Genomic DNA, 14,089 nt, shown 5'->3' with positions numbered 1-14,089 from the left:
GCCCCCGCCGCGCGCGGGGGCGTTCAGTTCAGACATGACCGATTCGACCTACGACGTGGCGCGCGTGCGCACGTATCTCCAGGGCCTGCAGACACGCATCGCCGATGCGCTCGGCGCGCTCGACGGCACGCCGCTTGCGACCGACATCTGGCAGCGCGGCCCCGCCGAGCGGCTGCGCGGCGGCGGCTGCACGCGGATCCTCGAAGGCGGCCGCGTGTTCGAACGCGCGGGGATCGGCTTCTCCGACGTGGCGGGCGACGCGCTGCCGCCGTCCGCGAGCGCCGCGCGGCCGCAGCTCGCGGGGCGCGGGTTCGAGGCGCTCGGCGTGTCGCTGGTACTGCATCCGCGCAATCCGTACTGCCCGACCGTGCACATGAACGTGCGGATGCTGATCGCGACGAAGCCCGGCGAAGCGCCGATCTTCTGGTTCGGCGGCGGCATGGATCTGACACCGGTTTACGGCTTCGAGGACGACGCGCGGCACTTCCATCGCACCTGCAAGGACGCGCTCGATCCGTTCGGCGCCGAGCTGTATCCGCGCTTCAAGAAGTGGTGCGACGAGTATTTCTTCCTCAAGCACCGCAACGAGATGCGCGGCGTCGGCGGGATCTTCTTCGACGATTTCTCCGAGCCCGGCTTCGAACGTTCGTTTGAAATGATGCAGAGCGTCGGCGACGCCTTCCTGCCCGCGTATCTGCCGATCGTCGAGCGCCGCGCGGCGCTGCCGTACGGCGAGCGCGAGCGCGATTTCCAGGCGTACCGCCGCGGCCGCTACGTCGAATTCAACCTCGTGTTCGACCGCGGCACGCTATTCGGCCTGCAAAGCGGCGGCCGGACCGAGTCGATCCTGATGTCGATGCCGCCCGTCGCGAACTGGCGCTACAACTGGCAGCCCGAGCCCGGCTCGCCGGAAGCGCGCCTGTACAGCGACTTCATCGTGCCGCGCGACTGGGTCTGAGCCCGTCGCCGGCCGCCCCTACGAGAGGACGCGTTTCTGAACACCACCGCCCGCCCCGCCCCGCAGCCGCGCCCGCTATCGCGTCGCATCGGCCTGCTGGGCGGCACGTTCGACCCGATTCACGACGGCCATCTCGCGCTCGCGCGGCGCTTCGCCGACGTGCTCGGCCTGACCGAGCTCGTGCTGCTGCCCGCCGGGCAGCCGTACCAGAAGCGCGACGTGTCGGCCGCCGAGCACCGGCTCGCGATGACGCGCGCCGCGGCCGGCTCGCTTGTGCTGCCCGGCGTGCGCGTCGAGGTCGCGACCGACGAGATCGAGCACGACGGCCCGACCTACACGGTCGAGACGCTCGCGCGCTGGCGGGAACGGATCGGTCCCGACGCGTCGCTGTCGCTGCTGATCGGTGCGGATCAGCTCGTGCGCCTCGACACGTGGCGCGACTGGCGCAAGCTGTTCGACTACGCGCACGTGTGCGCGGCGACGCGGCCCGGTTTCGACCTCGGCACCGCATCGCCGGCCGTCGCGCGCGAGATCGCCGCGCGTAAAGCCGGCGCCGACGTGCTGAAGGCCACGCCGAGCGGCCATCTGCTGATCGACACGACGCTCGCGTTCGACATCGCCGCGACCGACATCCGCGCGCATCTGCGCGCATGCATCGCGCGGCACGCGCACATGCCCGACGCGCCGGCCGAACATGTGCCGGCCGCCGTATGGGCCTATATTCTTCAACATCGTCTCTACCATTCCTGACTCCATGGATATCCGCAAACTGCAGCGCGTGATCGTCGACGCCCTCGAAGACGTCAAGGCGCAAGACATCAAGGTGTTCAACACCAGCCACCTGACCGAGCTGTTCGACCGCGTGGTCGTCGCATCGGGCACGTCGAACCGCCAGACCAAGGCGCTCGCGTCGAACGTGCGCGAGAAGGTCAAGGAAGCCGGCGGCGACGTCGTCAGCTCCGAGGGCGAAGACACCGGCGAATGGGTGCTGGTCGACTGCGGCGACGCCGTCGTGCACATCCTGCAACCGGCGCTGCGCCAGTACTACAACCTCGAGGAAATCTGGGGCGACAAGCCGGTGCGGATGAAGCTCGGCGGCGGCAAGGGCCCGAACGGCGCGACGGCCGCCGACGACGAGGACGAAGACGAAGCCGGCGACGCACCCGCCCGTCCCGCACGCAAGGCCCCCGCGCGCCGTCGCTAAGCGTCGCCGATGAAGCTCTTCATCCTCGCGGTCGGCCACAAGATGCCCGGCTGGATCGCGTCCGGCTTCGACGAATACGCGAAACGGATGCCGCCCGAGTTGCGCATCGAACTGCGCGAGATCAAGCCCGAATTACGATCCGGCGGCCGCAGCGCCGAAAGCGTCATGGCGGCCGAGCGGCAGAAGATCGACGCCGCGCTGCCGAAGGGAGCGCGCATCGTCGCGCTCGACGAGCGCGGCCGCGACTGGACCACGATGCAGCTCGCGCAGGCGCTGCCCGGCTGGCAGCAGGACGGCCGTGACGTCGCGTTCGTGATCGGCGGCGCCGACGGTCTCGATCCGGAACTGAAAGCGCGCGCCGACCTGCTGCTGCGCATCTCGAGCATGACGCTGCCGCACGGGATGGTGCGCGTGCTGCTCGCCGAACAGCTTTACCGGGCGTGGAGCATCACGCAGAATCACCCTTATCACCGCGCATGACGCGTCGTCCTCGCGACGCGCGGCCCGCGCGCTCAACGAGATAACGACACCATGCCGTCCAGCCTGTCCCCCGCCCTTTTCCCGACCCTTTACCTCGCTTCGCAAAGCCCACGCCGCCAGGAACTGCTGCAGCAGATCGGCGTGCGTTTCGAACTGCTGCTGCCGCGCGCCGACGAAGACGCCGAGGCGCTCGAAGCCGAGCTGCCCGGCGAAGCCGCCGACACATACGTGCGGCGCGTGACCGTCGCGAAAGCGGAGGCCGCACGTGCGCGGCTCGTCGCGAGCGGCAAGCCGGCCGCGCCGGTACTGGTCGCCGACACGACGGTGACGATCGACGGCGCGATTCTCGGCAAGCCGGCCGACGCCGACGATGCGCTCGCGATGCTGACGCGTCTCGCGGGCCGCGCGCACGAGGTGCTGACCGCCGTCGCGGTGATCGGCGCGGACGGCGCGCTGCTGCCGCCCGCGCTGTCGCGCTCGTCGGTGCGCTTCGCGGCCGCGCCGCGCGATGCGCTGATGCGCTACGTGGATACCGGGGAACCGTTCGGCAAGGCCGGCGCATACGCGATCCAGGGGCGCGCGGCCGAGTTCGTGGAGCGAATCGACGGCTCCCATTCGGGTATCATGGGTCTGCCCCTTTTTGAGACAGCCGCGCTGCTGCGCGCCGCGCGCGTCGCCTTCTGAACCGCACCATGAACGAAGAAATCCTGATCAACCTCACGCCGCAGGAAACGCGCGTCGCACTCGTGCAGCAAGGCGCGGTGCAGGAGCTTCACGTCGAGCGCACGCTGTCGCGCGGACGCGTCGGCAACATCTATCTCGGCAAGGTCGTGCGCGTGCTGCCCGGCATGCAGTCGGCGTTCATCGACATCGGCCTCGAACGCGCGGCGTTCCTGCACGTCGCCGACATCTGGCAGCCGCGCATCGCCGGCGAGCCGCCGTCGGGCGCGGCCCACCACCAGCCGATCGAGAAAACCGTGTTCGAGGGCCAGACGCTGATGGTCCAGGTGATCAAGGATCCGATCGGCACGAAGGGCGCACGGCTGTCGACGCAGGTCAGCATCGCGGGCCGCACGCTCGTCTATCTGCCGCAGGAGCCGCACATCGGCATCTCGCAGAAGATCGAGAGCGAGGCCGAGCGCGAAGCCGTGCGCGCGCGCCTGACGGCCGTGATTCCGCCGGACGAGAAAGGCGGCTATATCGTGCGCACGATCGCCGAAGACGCGACGTCCGAAGAACTGGCGGCCGACGTCGCCTATCTGCGCAAGACCTGGGCGACGATCGTCGCGCAGGCGCAGCGGCTGCCGGCGACGAGCCTGCTCTATCAGGATCTCGATCTCGCGCAGCGCGTGCTGCGCGATTTCGCGAACGACGACACGACGCGCATCCAGGTCGATTCGCGCGAAACGTATCAGCGCCTCGCGGAATTCGCGGCCGAGTTCACGCCGGCCGTGAGCCCGAAGCTGCACCACTACACCGGCGAGCGGCCGCTGTTCGACCTCTACAACATCGAAACGGAGATCCAGCGTGCGCTGTCGCGTCGCGTCGATCTGAAATCGGGCGGCTATCTGATGATCGACCAGACCGAGGCGATGACGACGATCGACGTGAACACCGGCGGCTACGTCGGCGCGCGCAACTTCGACGACACGATCTTCAAGACCAACCTCGAGGCCGCGCACACGATCGCGCGGCAGCTGCGGCTGCGCAATCTCGGCGGGATCATCATCATCGACTTCATCGACATGGAGAACGCCGAGCATCGCGACGCGGTGCTGTCCGAGCTGAAGAAGGCGCTGTCGCGCGACCGCACGCGCGTGACGGTCAACGGCTTCTCGCAGCTCGGGCTCGTCGAGATGACGCGCAAGCGCACGCGCGAATCGCTCGCGCACGTGCTGTGCGAGCCGTGTCCGACGTGCCAGGGCAAGGGCCAGGTGAAGACGTCGCGTACCGTCTGCTACGACATCCTGCGCGAGATCCTGCGCGAATCGCGCCAGTTCAATCCGCGCGAATTCCGCGTGATCGCCGCGCAGCAGGTGATCGACCTGTTTCTCGACGAGGAGTCGCAGCATCTCGCAATGCTGATCGACTTCATCGGCAAGCCGGTGTCGCTGCAGGTCGAATCGAACCTGAGCCAGGAGCAGTACGATATCGTGCTGATGTAGCAGCCGCGCGCAATCCGTGCGCGCAAGCGCCGCGGCGCCGCATCGTGCGGCGCGCGGCGCATTCCGTTCCCCACTCTCATTCATCCCGCATCATGAGCCAACGCCACAACCGCCGTCAGCGCAAGAAACTCCACATCGGCGAATTCCAGGAACTCGCGTTCAACGCGACCGCGCAATATCGCGGCGAGCTGAGCGACCTCGAGCGCGGTCAGCTGATCGATGCGTTCATCGATTTCGTCGAAGCGAACGGGCTGCTGACCGTCGCGTCCGCCGACGACGGAATCGGCGCGTACGTGATTTCCGGCGCGCCGCGCGGCACGACCACCGAGGCGGACCGTGAAGCGGTACGCGCATGGCTCGCCGCGCGCCCCGAGCTGACCGACGTCGAAGTCAGCGAATTCACCGACGCGTGGTATCCGCTCGCGTAAACGCCGCGCGCGTGCGCGCGTCTGCATGCGTCGTCGTCCGCACGCGCGGCTGACGGCGACGCCCCGTCTTCGCCTCCTCTCCCCCGCCCGTCGCGCGCAGAACCGCTGCGCGACGCGGCCCGCCGCCCGTTTCGCGACCCTTCGCGCGGCCTCCGGCCGCGCGGCGATCGGCGCACCGCTGCGGCGAACCGCCGCCGTGTCGCAACCGAAATCGGTCCTGAAAGGAAGACACGTTAAACTCTCACCTCGCGTGGTGCGCCGCCCGCACCCGCCATCCATCGCCAGCCGCGTGCCTCCGGGCCCGCCCCGACCCTTGGAGTGAGTGTCAATGAGCGGCGGACTTCCGTTTCCCGCATCCCGCATGTCGTTGCCGTCGTCGACGGTCTTCCTGATTCTCGCCGCCGCCGCGCTGCTGTCCGGCTGCGGGCTGCTGCCGGTCCAGAACCCGCCCGCGCCGATCAGCGAGGCGCTGGTCGAGCCGGTCGAGGAAACCGCCGGCGAGCCGCTGACGATGCCGCCCGTGCCCGCGCCGACGCGCCCGGAGGAGCCGGAAGCGCCGAAGAAACAGCACCACGAGGTCGCGCGCCCGAAACCCGTGCAGCGCACCGAATCGCCGACACCGCCGCCGCCTCCGCCCCCGCCGATCGTCGCGACGCGCCCGCTCGATCGCACCCAGATCCATGCGCTGCTCGACAGCGAAGTCGCACGACGCAACGGCAAGGTGATCGGCCGCGCGGTCGACATGGTGGTCGACGCGGGCGGCAAGCCGCGCGAGATGGTCGTCAACCTGCAGGGCTTCATGGGCGTGGGCGACCGCAAGGTCATCTTCCCGTGGAACGTGTTCCGCTTCACGCCGGGCGGCAAACAGGAGCCGATCGTGCTCGATGTGCCGTCGGGCGACCTGCCGCCGGCCGCGCGGCCGAAGCCCGTGCCGCTGTCGGGTTCGGCAGCCGCCTCGCCGACGACGCGGCTGCCGATGCTCGACAGCGACGTCGAGCGCCCGAACGGCACGAAGATCGGCCGCGTCGTCGACGTGCTGATCGACCGCGCCGCCCAGCCGCAGGCCGTCGTGCTCGACCTCGGCGGCCTCGTCAATACCGACCGCCGTTCGATTGCCGCGAGCTGGGGCGCGCTGCGCTTCGTCACGCGCGACAAGGCGCTGCATCCGCAGCTCGACCTGAACGACGCACAGATCAAGGCCGCGCCGCCCTACGCGGCCGACAAGCCGATCGTCGCGGTCTACCCGCCCGTTGCACCGGCACCGGCTTCGTCTGCGAGTACTGCCCGATGACGATCAAGCATTCCGTCAGCGTCCGCAGTCTGCGCGCTCTCGACTGGCTCAACTTCTTCGTGGCAAACGTTCAAACCGGGTTCGGTCCGTTCATCGCGTCGTACCTCGCGTCGCACAAGTGGACGCAGGGCGAGATCGGGATGGTGCTGTCGATCGGCACGATCAGCGCGATGGTGAGCCAGGTGCCGGGCGGCGCCGCCGTCGACGCGCTCAAGAACAAAAAAGGCGCGGCCGCCTGGGCGATCGCGGCGATCATCCTGTCCGCCGTGCTGCTCGCGTCGAGCCCGACGATCGTGCCGGTGATCGCTGCCGAGGTGTTCCACGGCTTCGCGAGCTGCATGCTCGTGCCGGCGATGGCCGCGATCTCGTTCTCGCTCGTCGGTCGCGCCGATCTCGGCGACCGGCTCGGCCGCAACGCGCGCTGGGCCTCGATCGGCAGCGCGGTCGCCGCCGGCCTGATGGGGCTCACCGGCGAATATTTCTCCGCGCGCGCGGTGTTCTGGCTGACCGCGGTGCTCGCCTTGCCCGCGCTGTTCGCGCTCGCGATGATCCAGCCGACGCACGAGGTGATCCCGCAATCGTCGTCGAAACGCGATGCGAGCGATGAAAGCGAAGAGCGCGAAACGCTGCTCGAACTGCTGCGCGACCGCCGGATGCTGATCTTCGCGGCGTGCGTCGTGCTGTTCCACCTGTCGAACGCGGCGATGCTGAACCTCGCGGCAGGCGAAGTGACGGCCGGGATGGGCGAAAACGTGCAGCTCGTGATCGCGGCATGCATCATCGTGCCGCAGGCAATCGTCGCGATGCTCTCGCCGTGGGTCGGCCGTTCCGCACAGCGCTGGGGCCGCCGGCCGATCCTGCTGCTCGGCTTCTCGGCACTGCCCGTGCGTGCGCTGCTGTTCGCCGGCGTCAGCAGCCCTTACCTGCTCGTGCCGGTGCAGATGCTCGACGGCATCAGCGCGGCCGTGTTCGGCGTGATGCTGCCGCTCATCGCGGCCGACGTCGCGGGCGGCAAGGGGCGCTACAACCTCTGCATCGGCCTGTTCGGTCTCGCGGCCGGGATCGGCGCGACGCTCAGCACCGCGGCGGCCGGCTACGTCGCCGATCATTTCGGCAATGCGGTCAGCTTCTTCGGGCTCGCGGGCGCGGGCGCGCTCGCCGTGCTGCTGGTATGGCTGGGGATGCCGGAGACACGCGTCGAGAACGGCGATTCGCCGGCCGACGAACCAGCGGCCGCATCGCCGGAACAGGCGCACTGAACGCGGCACACGCCGTCCTCCGTTTCTTGACCGACGCACGATGGATACGATCCGGACACTCAACGAAGCACGCCAGCAGATCCAGCAGTCGATCTTCGATCTGTTCAAGGGCCTGACGTTCGGCGAGCGGCTCGCGCAAGGCGGCCTGATGGCGTTCCAGGCCGTGTGCGGCGCCTGCCTCGCGTATGCGATCGGCCGCGCGCTACACACCGAGCAGGCCGTGTGGGCCGCGATCACCGCGATCGCCGTGACGCAGCACAATTACTCGGACACGATGTCGCTGTCGCGCGACCAGTTCATCGGCGCGATGGTCGGCGGCGTGCTCGGCTTCGCGGGCGCGGCGCTCGGCGGCGACCGGATGCTCGCCTATGCGCTGACGGTCGCGGTCGTGATCGTCTGCTGCTGGTGTCTGAATGTCGGCAGCGCGGCACGGCTCGGCGGCGTCACCGCGACGATCGTACTGCTGTTTCCGGGCAACGGCCCGCTCTGGGACATTCCGCTGATGCGGCTCGGTGAAGTCGCGCTCGGCACGCTGTGCGCGCTCGGCGTGTGCTGGGTGATGTCGCGCGTCGAACGGCGCTGGTTCCGGCGCGCGGCGGCCGGAAAGTGACGCGGCTGCCGCGCGCACGCGGCAGCCGCATGGGAATCGCGCCGTTACGGGCCGACGCGCAGCACGAGGCCCGAGCCGATCTGCACGAGCAGATAGTCGCCGCCGATGCCGACCCACTGATAACCGCGCGGCGGCGGGCTCAGATGATAGCCGCGCCAGTCGTCGACCACGTACTGGCGCTCGCGGAACTCGGGCGGCAGCCGGTCGCCCTTGTGCCAGTCGCGGCGCGGCTGGTCGGCCCAGCGCGGCGGCACGTCGTGGTCGTCGCCGCGACGCTTGGCCTGGCCCGGCGGTACGTGCTTCGGACCATGGCCGCGCTGCATGCCGGGGCCGCCGTGATTGTCGTGGTTGCCGTGATCCTGCGCGAAGGCTCCCTGTGCGGCGAACCCGGCCGCGATCAGCGCAGCGAGCGCCATCCGGTGCGTCTTCTTCATTGTCGTTCCCTCCGTGTTGTCACGTCGAATCGGAAACAGCGGGACTGCGCGGGGAAGACTAGCATATCGGCGGGACAAGCCTGCGCACATCACGCCGCCTGCTGCTGATACTGGATCCGATGAAGGTGCGCATAGAGACCGCCGTGGCGCAGCAGCTCGTCATGGCTGCCCGATTCGACGATCTTGCCCGCTTCGAGCACGAGAATGCGGTCCGCACGCTCGATCGTCGAGAGTCGATGCGCGATCACGAGCGTCGTGCGGCCTTCCATCAGCCGCTCGAGCGCCGCCTGCACGTGGCGCTCCGATTCGGAGTCGAGCGCGGACGTCGCTTCGTCGAGGATCAGGATCGGCGCATCCTTGTAGATCGCGCGCGCGATCGCCAGCCGCTGGCGCTGGCCGCCCGACAGCCGCATCCCGTTGCCGCCGACCACCGTATCGAGCCCGTCCGGCATCGCGGCGACCGCGTCGGCGAGGTTCGCGGCCTCGAGTGCGGCCTGCACGCGCGCGCGGTCGGGCGTTTGCCCGTATGCGACGTTGGCTGCGATCGTGTCATTGAACAGCACGACGTCCTGGCTCACCATCGCCATCTGGCCGCGCAGCGCATGGAGGTCGAACTCGGCGATCGGCACGCCGTCGAGCAGAATCGCGCCGCCGGTCGGATCGAAGAAACGCGGCAGCAGGTTCACGAGCGTCGTCTTGCCGCTGCCGGACGGCCCGGCAAGCGCGATCATCTCGCCCGGCGCGACGTTGAACGAGATGCGGTCGAGCGTCGGCCGCTCGGTCGCGCCGTAATCGAACGACACGTCGCGGAACTCGATTTCGCCGCGTGCGCGCGCGAGCGGCCGGCCGCCGCCCTGCGGTTCGGCAGGCTCGTCGATCAGCCCGAAGATCAGTTCGGCGGCGGTCATCCCGCGCTGCAGCGGCTGATTCACGTCGATCAGGTGCTTCAGCGGCGAAATCACGAGCAGCATCGACGTGACGAACGCGACGAAGCCGCCGACCGTCGTCTGATCGTTCGACGACTGCACGACCGCGATCGTGATCACGACGGCGAGCGCGATCGACGCGAGGAACTGCGTGAGCGGCTGCGCGAGCCCGCCCGAGATCGTCATCCGCATCGCGTAGCCGCGCAGCCGCTTGCTCATCGCCGTGAAACGGTCGATCTCGTACGATTCGCCGTTGTGCACCTTGACCACCTTGTAGCCGCCGACCGTCTCTTCGACGATGTACGACAGCTCGTTCGTGAGCGTCTGGTGCTCGCGGTTCAGGCGGCGCAAACGCCGGTTGATCTTGCTGACCAGCCAGCCGATGCCCGGCAGGATCACCGCGACGATCAGCGTCAGCCGCCAGTTCAGGTAGAACAGATAGCCGAGCAGGAACACGACCGTCAGCGAATCGCGCACGAGCGTGACCATCACGCCGGTCAGCACCGACAGGATCTGGTTGACCTCGAACACGATCGCATTGATCACCGTGCTCGCCGTTTCGCGCTGGAAGAACGACGCGCCGGTATGGATCATGCGCTGGAACATCTCGAGACGCAGCTGCAGCAGGATGCGGTTCGAGACGTAGTTGAGCAGGTAATTCGACGCGTACTGCGATACGCCGCGGATGAGCGCGAGGCCGATCACCGCGATCGGCACGTACCATTTCGCGCGGTCGCTGCCGTGCGAACCGAAGCCGTGGTCGAGGAGCGGCTTGAGCAGCGCCGGAATGCCGGCTTCGGTCCCCGCCACGATCCCCATCGTGACGATGGCGAGCAGCACGATGCCGACGAGCGGCCGGATATACGGCCACAGGCGCTTGAAGACCGTGACCGGCGACGTGCCCGTGCCGTTCATCGGTTTGCGAAGTGTGTTCTGGGTTTCCAAGGCGATCCTTCTTGAGCCGCGGCGCGGCGCGCGGCGCGCGCCCGCCCGGGATCCTGCCCGTCGGGCCGGCGCCGAAAATGGCCCAACATTATAGCCGCACCGCCCCGTCGCGCCCCGCGGCCGACGCCGCGGGCACGATGCGGGCCGGCGGGTATACTGCCGCTCACGTTTTCTTCGCCTTTCCGACGATTTTCATGGCTGAACCCACCCTCGGCGTCGCTCTCATCGCCCTCAATGCGTCCGCGCGGCTCGCGCAGTGCCTCGATGCGCTGACGTTCGCGGACGACATCGTCGTCATCGACGGCGGCAGCACCGACGACACGGTCGCGATCGCCCAGGCGCACGGTGCGCGCGTGATCGTCGAGCGCGACTGGCCGGGCTTCGGCCCGCAGAAGAACCGCGCGCTCGACGCGCTCGATACCGACTGGATCCTGTCGCTCGACACCGACGAAGTGGTCAGCCCCGAACTTGCGCAGTCGATCCGCGACGCGATCCGCACGCCGGCCGCCGACGTCTATGCGCTCGACCGGCTGTCGAGCTTCTGCGGACGCTGGATCCACCACAGCGGCTGGTATCCGGACTGGGTGCCGCGCCTGTTCCGGCGCGGGACCGCGCGCTTCTCCGACGATCTCGTGCACGAACGCCTCGTGTTCGACACGCCGGCACAGCGGCTGTCCGGCAAGCTGATGCACTACTCCTACGAGGACTTCGAAACGGTCGTGCGCAAGCTCGACGCCTATTCGACGGCCGGCGCCCGCCAGCGCCGCGCGGCCGGACAGCGCGGCGGCTTCGGCAAGGCGCTCGCGCGCGGCGCCTGGGCGTTCGTCCGCACTTACGTGCTGCGGCGCGGGTTTCTCGACGGCCGCGCGGGCTTCATGATCGCCGTCTTCAACGCCGAAACCGTCTATTACCGCTTCCTGAAACTCGGCCACCCGCCGGCCCGCTGATCGGCCGCCGCCGGCCGCAGCGTTACAATGCCAGGCTGCCCCGCGCGGCCGCGCCCTGCGAGCCGCCGCGCAATCGCCGTCCGTCCGACACGACGACCACCGAATCCGACCGCCATGTTCTCCATCATCATCCCGACCTGGAACAACCTGCCGTACCTCAAGCTCGTCGTCGACAGCCTGCGCCGCCATTCTGCCTACGAGCATCAGATCATCGTGCACGTGAACGACGGCTCGGACGGCTCGCTCGACTGGGTGCGCAGCGAGCGTCTCGAGCATACGGCGTCGCCCGGCAACATCGGCATCTGCCACGCGGTGAATCTCGCAGCCGCGCGCGCGACGCGCGACTACGTCGTCTACATGAACGACGACATGTTCTGCTGTCCCGGCTGGGATGCCGCGCTGGCACGGCGCATCGAGCAGATGCCGACCGATCTGTTCATGCTGTCGGGCACGATGGTCGAGCCGGTCGATACGCGCAATCCGTGCGTCGTCGTCGCGGACTTCGGCCGCGATGCCGAACACTTCGACGCGGCTGCGCTCGTCGCCGCCGCACCGCGGCTCGCGCGCGCGGACTGGCTCGGCTCCACGTGGCCGCCGACGCTCGTGCACCGCGACTGGTGGAACCGGATCGGCGGCTACAGCAGCGAACTGTCGCCCGGGATGAGCAGCGACAACGACTTCTCGATGAAATTCTGGGACGCCGGCTGCCGGATCTTCCTCGGCGTCGGCGACAGTCTCGTCTATCACTTCCAGCAGAAGAGCACCGGCAAGATCGTCAAGAACGACGGACGCCGCCAGTTCCTGAACAAATGGGGCATGACGCAGGCGACGTTCGACCGCTACTACCTGCATCGCGGCGAACCGGCCGGCACGCGCCTCGCGCTCGACACGCCGGCCGTCGAAGGGCGCCTCAAGCGCGCCCTGCTGCGCTCGCGGATCAAACGGGCGTTCAGCTGATCCGCGCCAGGCGGCTGGACGGGACGGGGGAACCGGTTCGCGTATACTGCGCGCTTCGGGTCACCGCGCTCGACGCTGCCTTCGCCCCAATCGACAGGTTCCGATGCTTTCGTTCTCCACCCCCGCCTCGCGGCGCCTGACCGCGGCCCGCGCCTTCGCCGTCATCGCACTGTGCATGGTCCCCGTGTCGACCGCGCTGACCAACGTGTTCTGCGCGCTGTTCGCCGTCGCGCTGATCGTCTCGCCCGAGTTCTGGCGCAACCTGCGCACGCTCGTCACCGAACCCGCGTCGCTCGCCGCACTGCTGATCCTGGCCGCGCTCGCGTTGAGCGTCGCGTACACGGTCGCGCCGCACGACAAGGCGTGGAACTGGGTCGCGAAATACGACAAGCTGCTGCTGCTGCCGTTCGCGATGCTCGCGTTTCGTCATTCGGGCTGGGCCCCGATCGTGCGGCGCTGCTGGTTCGGCACGCTGTGCGTGATCCTGCTGCTGTCTACGACGAATTATCTCGGCTTGACGGCGATCGGCCCGGCCCATCCGTTTTCGTTGCCGGTGTCGCGCGCGTGGGTCTTCAAGAACCATATCGCGGCCGGCATGTTCGGCGCGCTGCTGTTCTACCAGGCAGCCGATCTTGCGCTGGCCGCGCGCACCGCGCTGTCGCGCACGGCTTATGCGGCCGTCGCCGCGTGGGCGCTCGTCAACGTGTTCGTGATGCTGCAGGGGCGCACCGGTCAGATCGTCGCGCTGCTGCTGATGCTCGTCGTCGCCGTGCGTTTCGTCCTGCTGCTGCGCCGGCAGTCGGCGTTGCGGGCGGGGTTGGCCGCCGGTGCGCTGTTGCTCGCGGCTGCGGCGCTCGTGGTTGCGGCCTCCACGATCCACGGCGGCCGCCTCGCGCAGATCGTGTCCGAAGTTCAGCAGTATCGGCAAAGCGATGCGGCGACGTCGGCCGGCCTGCGCCTCGAGTGGTACAAGAAGGGACTGCAGCTGTATCTGGCGCGCCCGGCCATCGGCTATGGCGCCGGCGGCCTCGAGTTCGAATTCCAGAAGCTCGCGGCCGGCAAGACGGCCGCCGAAGGGCAGCTGACATCGAACCCGCACAACGAATACATGCTGATGGCCGTGCAGCTCGGCACGGTCGGCGTGCTGCTGCTCGTGAACCTGATCGTGCAGATCGCGCGCGGCAGCGCCACGCTCGACCCGCGCTCGCGTCATTTGCTGCTTGGCTGGCTGGTGATCTTCACGATCGGCAGTCTCGCCAATTCGCTGCTGCTCGATTTCGCCGAAGGGCATCTGACGATGCTGCTCGCCGGCATTCTGCTCGGCTGCCGCGAGCGCAAGGAAGCGCCGCCGCGCGAGACGTCGGCGATTCGGCACAGCGCGTAATTCGGGCACACGCGCGTTCCATCGCGCGAGATGGCCCGCGCCGCCGCGTGACTCGAGCGGCGCTCGCGCGTTCGTGAATCGTGAAAGGAGCGCGGCGGCGC

Annotated in this window: 15 protein-coding genes; 13 read left to right on the top strand and 2 right to left on the bottom strand. The window is 68.7% G+C overall.

All coding sequences use genetic code 11. The features are described 5' to 3' along the window. Positions 1-34: 34 nt before the first annotated feature. The 10 genes from hemF (at position 35) to BCR55_RS12265 (ending at position 8,395) form a co-directional block, all read left to right on the top strand. Positions 35-958 (top strand): oxygen-dependent coproporphyrinogen oxidase, encoded by a 924-nt coding sequence (hemF, locus tag BCR55_RS12310; RefSeq protein ID WP_012212983.1) that lies wholly within the window; start codon positions 35-37, stop codon positions 956-958. 36 nt (positions 959-994) lie between these two features. Further along, entirely contained in the window at positions 995-1,708 is a 714-nt protein-coding gene (locus BCR55_RS12305; protein WP_080559081.1) for a nicotinate-nucleotide adenylyltransferase, read from the top strand. Positions 1,709-1,712: 4 nt separating this feature from the next. Then, positions 1,713-2,162: a ribosome silencing factor gene (gene rsfS, locus BCR55_RS12300; RefSeq protein ID WP_006398740.1), complete on the top strand. Its 450-nt coding sequence runs from the start codon at positions 1,713-1,715 to the stop codon at positions 2,160-2,162. Positions 2,163-2,171: 9 nt separating this feature from the next. Further along, a complete protein-coding gene (gene rlmH / locus BCR55_RS12295) occupies positions 2,172-2,642 on the top strand; it encodes a 23S rRNA (pseudouridine(1915)-N(3))-methyltransferase RlmH (RefSeq protein WP_006415290.1) in 471 nt (156 codons plus the stop codon). Positions 2,643-2,693: 51 nt separating this feature from the next. After that, positions 2,694-3,326, top strand: coding sequence for a nucleoside triphosphate pyrophosphatase (locus BCR55_RS12290; protein ID WP_006398738.1), 633 nt, complete (start codon positions 2,694-2,696; stop codon positions 3,324-3,326). Between the two features lie 8 nt (positions 3,327-3,334). Then, positions 3,335-4,807, top strand: a complete 1,473-nt coding sequence (gene rng / locus BCR55_RS12285) for a ribonuclease G (protein WP_006398737.1) — start codon at positions 3,335-3,337, stop codon at positions 4,805-4,807. Between the two features lie 92 nt (positions 4,808-4,899). Next, on the top strand, positions 4,900-5,235 hold the full coding sequence (locus tag BCR55_RS12280) for a YggL family protein (protein WP_006405604.1): 336 nt from the start codon (positions 4,900-4,902) through the stop codon (positions 5,233-5,235). A gap of 328 nt (positions 5,236-5,563) precedes the next feature. Continuing rightward, the gene (locus BCR55_RS12275; protein ID WP_006409054.1) at positions 5,564-6,526 is read left to right on the top strand and encodes a PRC-barrel domain-containing protein; all 963 of its coding nucleotides are present in this window, start codon (positions 5,564-5,566) and stop codon (positions 6,524-6,526) included. Then, positions 6,523-7,785, top strand: coding sequence for an MFS transporter (locus BCR55_RS12270; RefSeq protein ID WP_006405606.1), 1,263 nt, complete (start codon positions 6,523-6,525; stop codon positions 7,783-7,785). The genes BCR55_RS12275 and BCR55_RS12270 overlap by 4 nt, the downstream gene beginning before the upstream one ends. Before the next feature lie 40 nt (positions 7,786-7,825). Continuing rightward, positions 7,826-8,395: an aromatic acid exporter family protein gene (locus BCR55_RS12265; RefSeq protein WP_006398733.1), complete on the top strand. Its 570-nt coding sequence runs from the start codon at positions 7,826-7,828 to the stop codon at positions 8,393-8,395. 44 nt (positions 8,396-8,439) lie between these two features. On the opposite strand, the gene BCR55_RS12260 is transcribed toward BCR55_RS12265, so the two are convergent. Both BCR55_RS12260 and msbA read right to left on the bottom strand, forming a co-directional pair. Continuing rightward, a complete protein-coding gene (locus BCR55_RS12260; RefSeq protein ID WP_006409050.1) occupies positions 8,440-8,829 on the bottom strand; it encodes an RcnB family protein in 390 nt (129 codons plus the stop codon). A gap of 89 nt (positions 8,830-8,918) precedes the next feature. Beyond that, a complete protein-coding gene (msbA, locus tag BCR55_RS12255) occupies positions 8,919-10,670 on the bottom strand; it encodes a lipid A export permease/ATP-binding protein MsbA (RefSeq protein ID WP_035945889.1) in 1,752 nt (583 codons plus the stop codon). 224 nt (positions 10,671-10,894) lie between these two features. Between msbA and BCR55_RS12250 the strand changes: the two genes are divergently transcribed. The 3 genes from BCR55_RS12250 (at position 10,895) to BCR55_RS12240 (ending at position 13,988) form a co-directional block, all read left to right on the top strand. Further along, positions 10,895-11,647, top strand: coding sequence for a glycosyltransferase family 2 protein (locus BCR55_RS12250; protein WP_035488749.1), 753 nt, complete (start codon positions 10,895-10,897; stop codon positions 11,645-11,647). A gap of 114 nt (positions 11,648-11,761) precedes the next feature. Further along, positions 11,762-12,604 (top strand): glycosyltransferase family 2 protein, encoded by an 843-nt coding sequence (locus tag BCR55_RS12245; RefSeq protein ID WP_006409051.1) that lies wholly within the window; start codon positions 11,762-11,764, stop codon positions 12,602-12,604. 103 nt (positions 12,605-12,707) lie between these two features. Further along, positions 12,708-13,988, top strand: a complete 1,281-nt coding sequence (locus BCR55_RS12240; protein ID WP_065494589.1) for an O-antigen ligase — start codon at positions 12,708-12,710, stop codon at positions 13,986-13,988. Positions 13,989-14,089: the final 101 nt, after the last annotated feature.

Source organism: Burkholderia sp. CCA53 (assembly GCF_001685525.1).
Taxonomy (GTDB): domain Bacteria; phylum Pseudomonadota; class Gammaproteobacteria; order Burkholderiales; family Burkholderiaceae; genus Burkholderia; species Burkholderia multivorans.
This window is presented reverse-complemented; position numbering and strand designations above follow the sequence as displayed.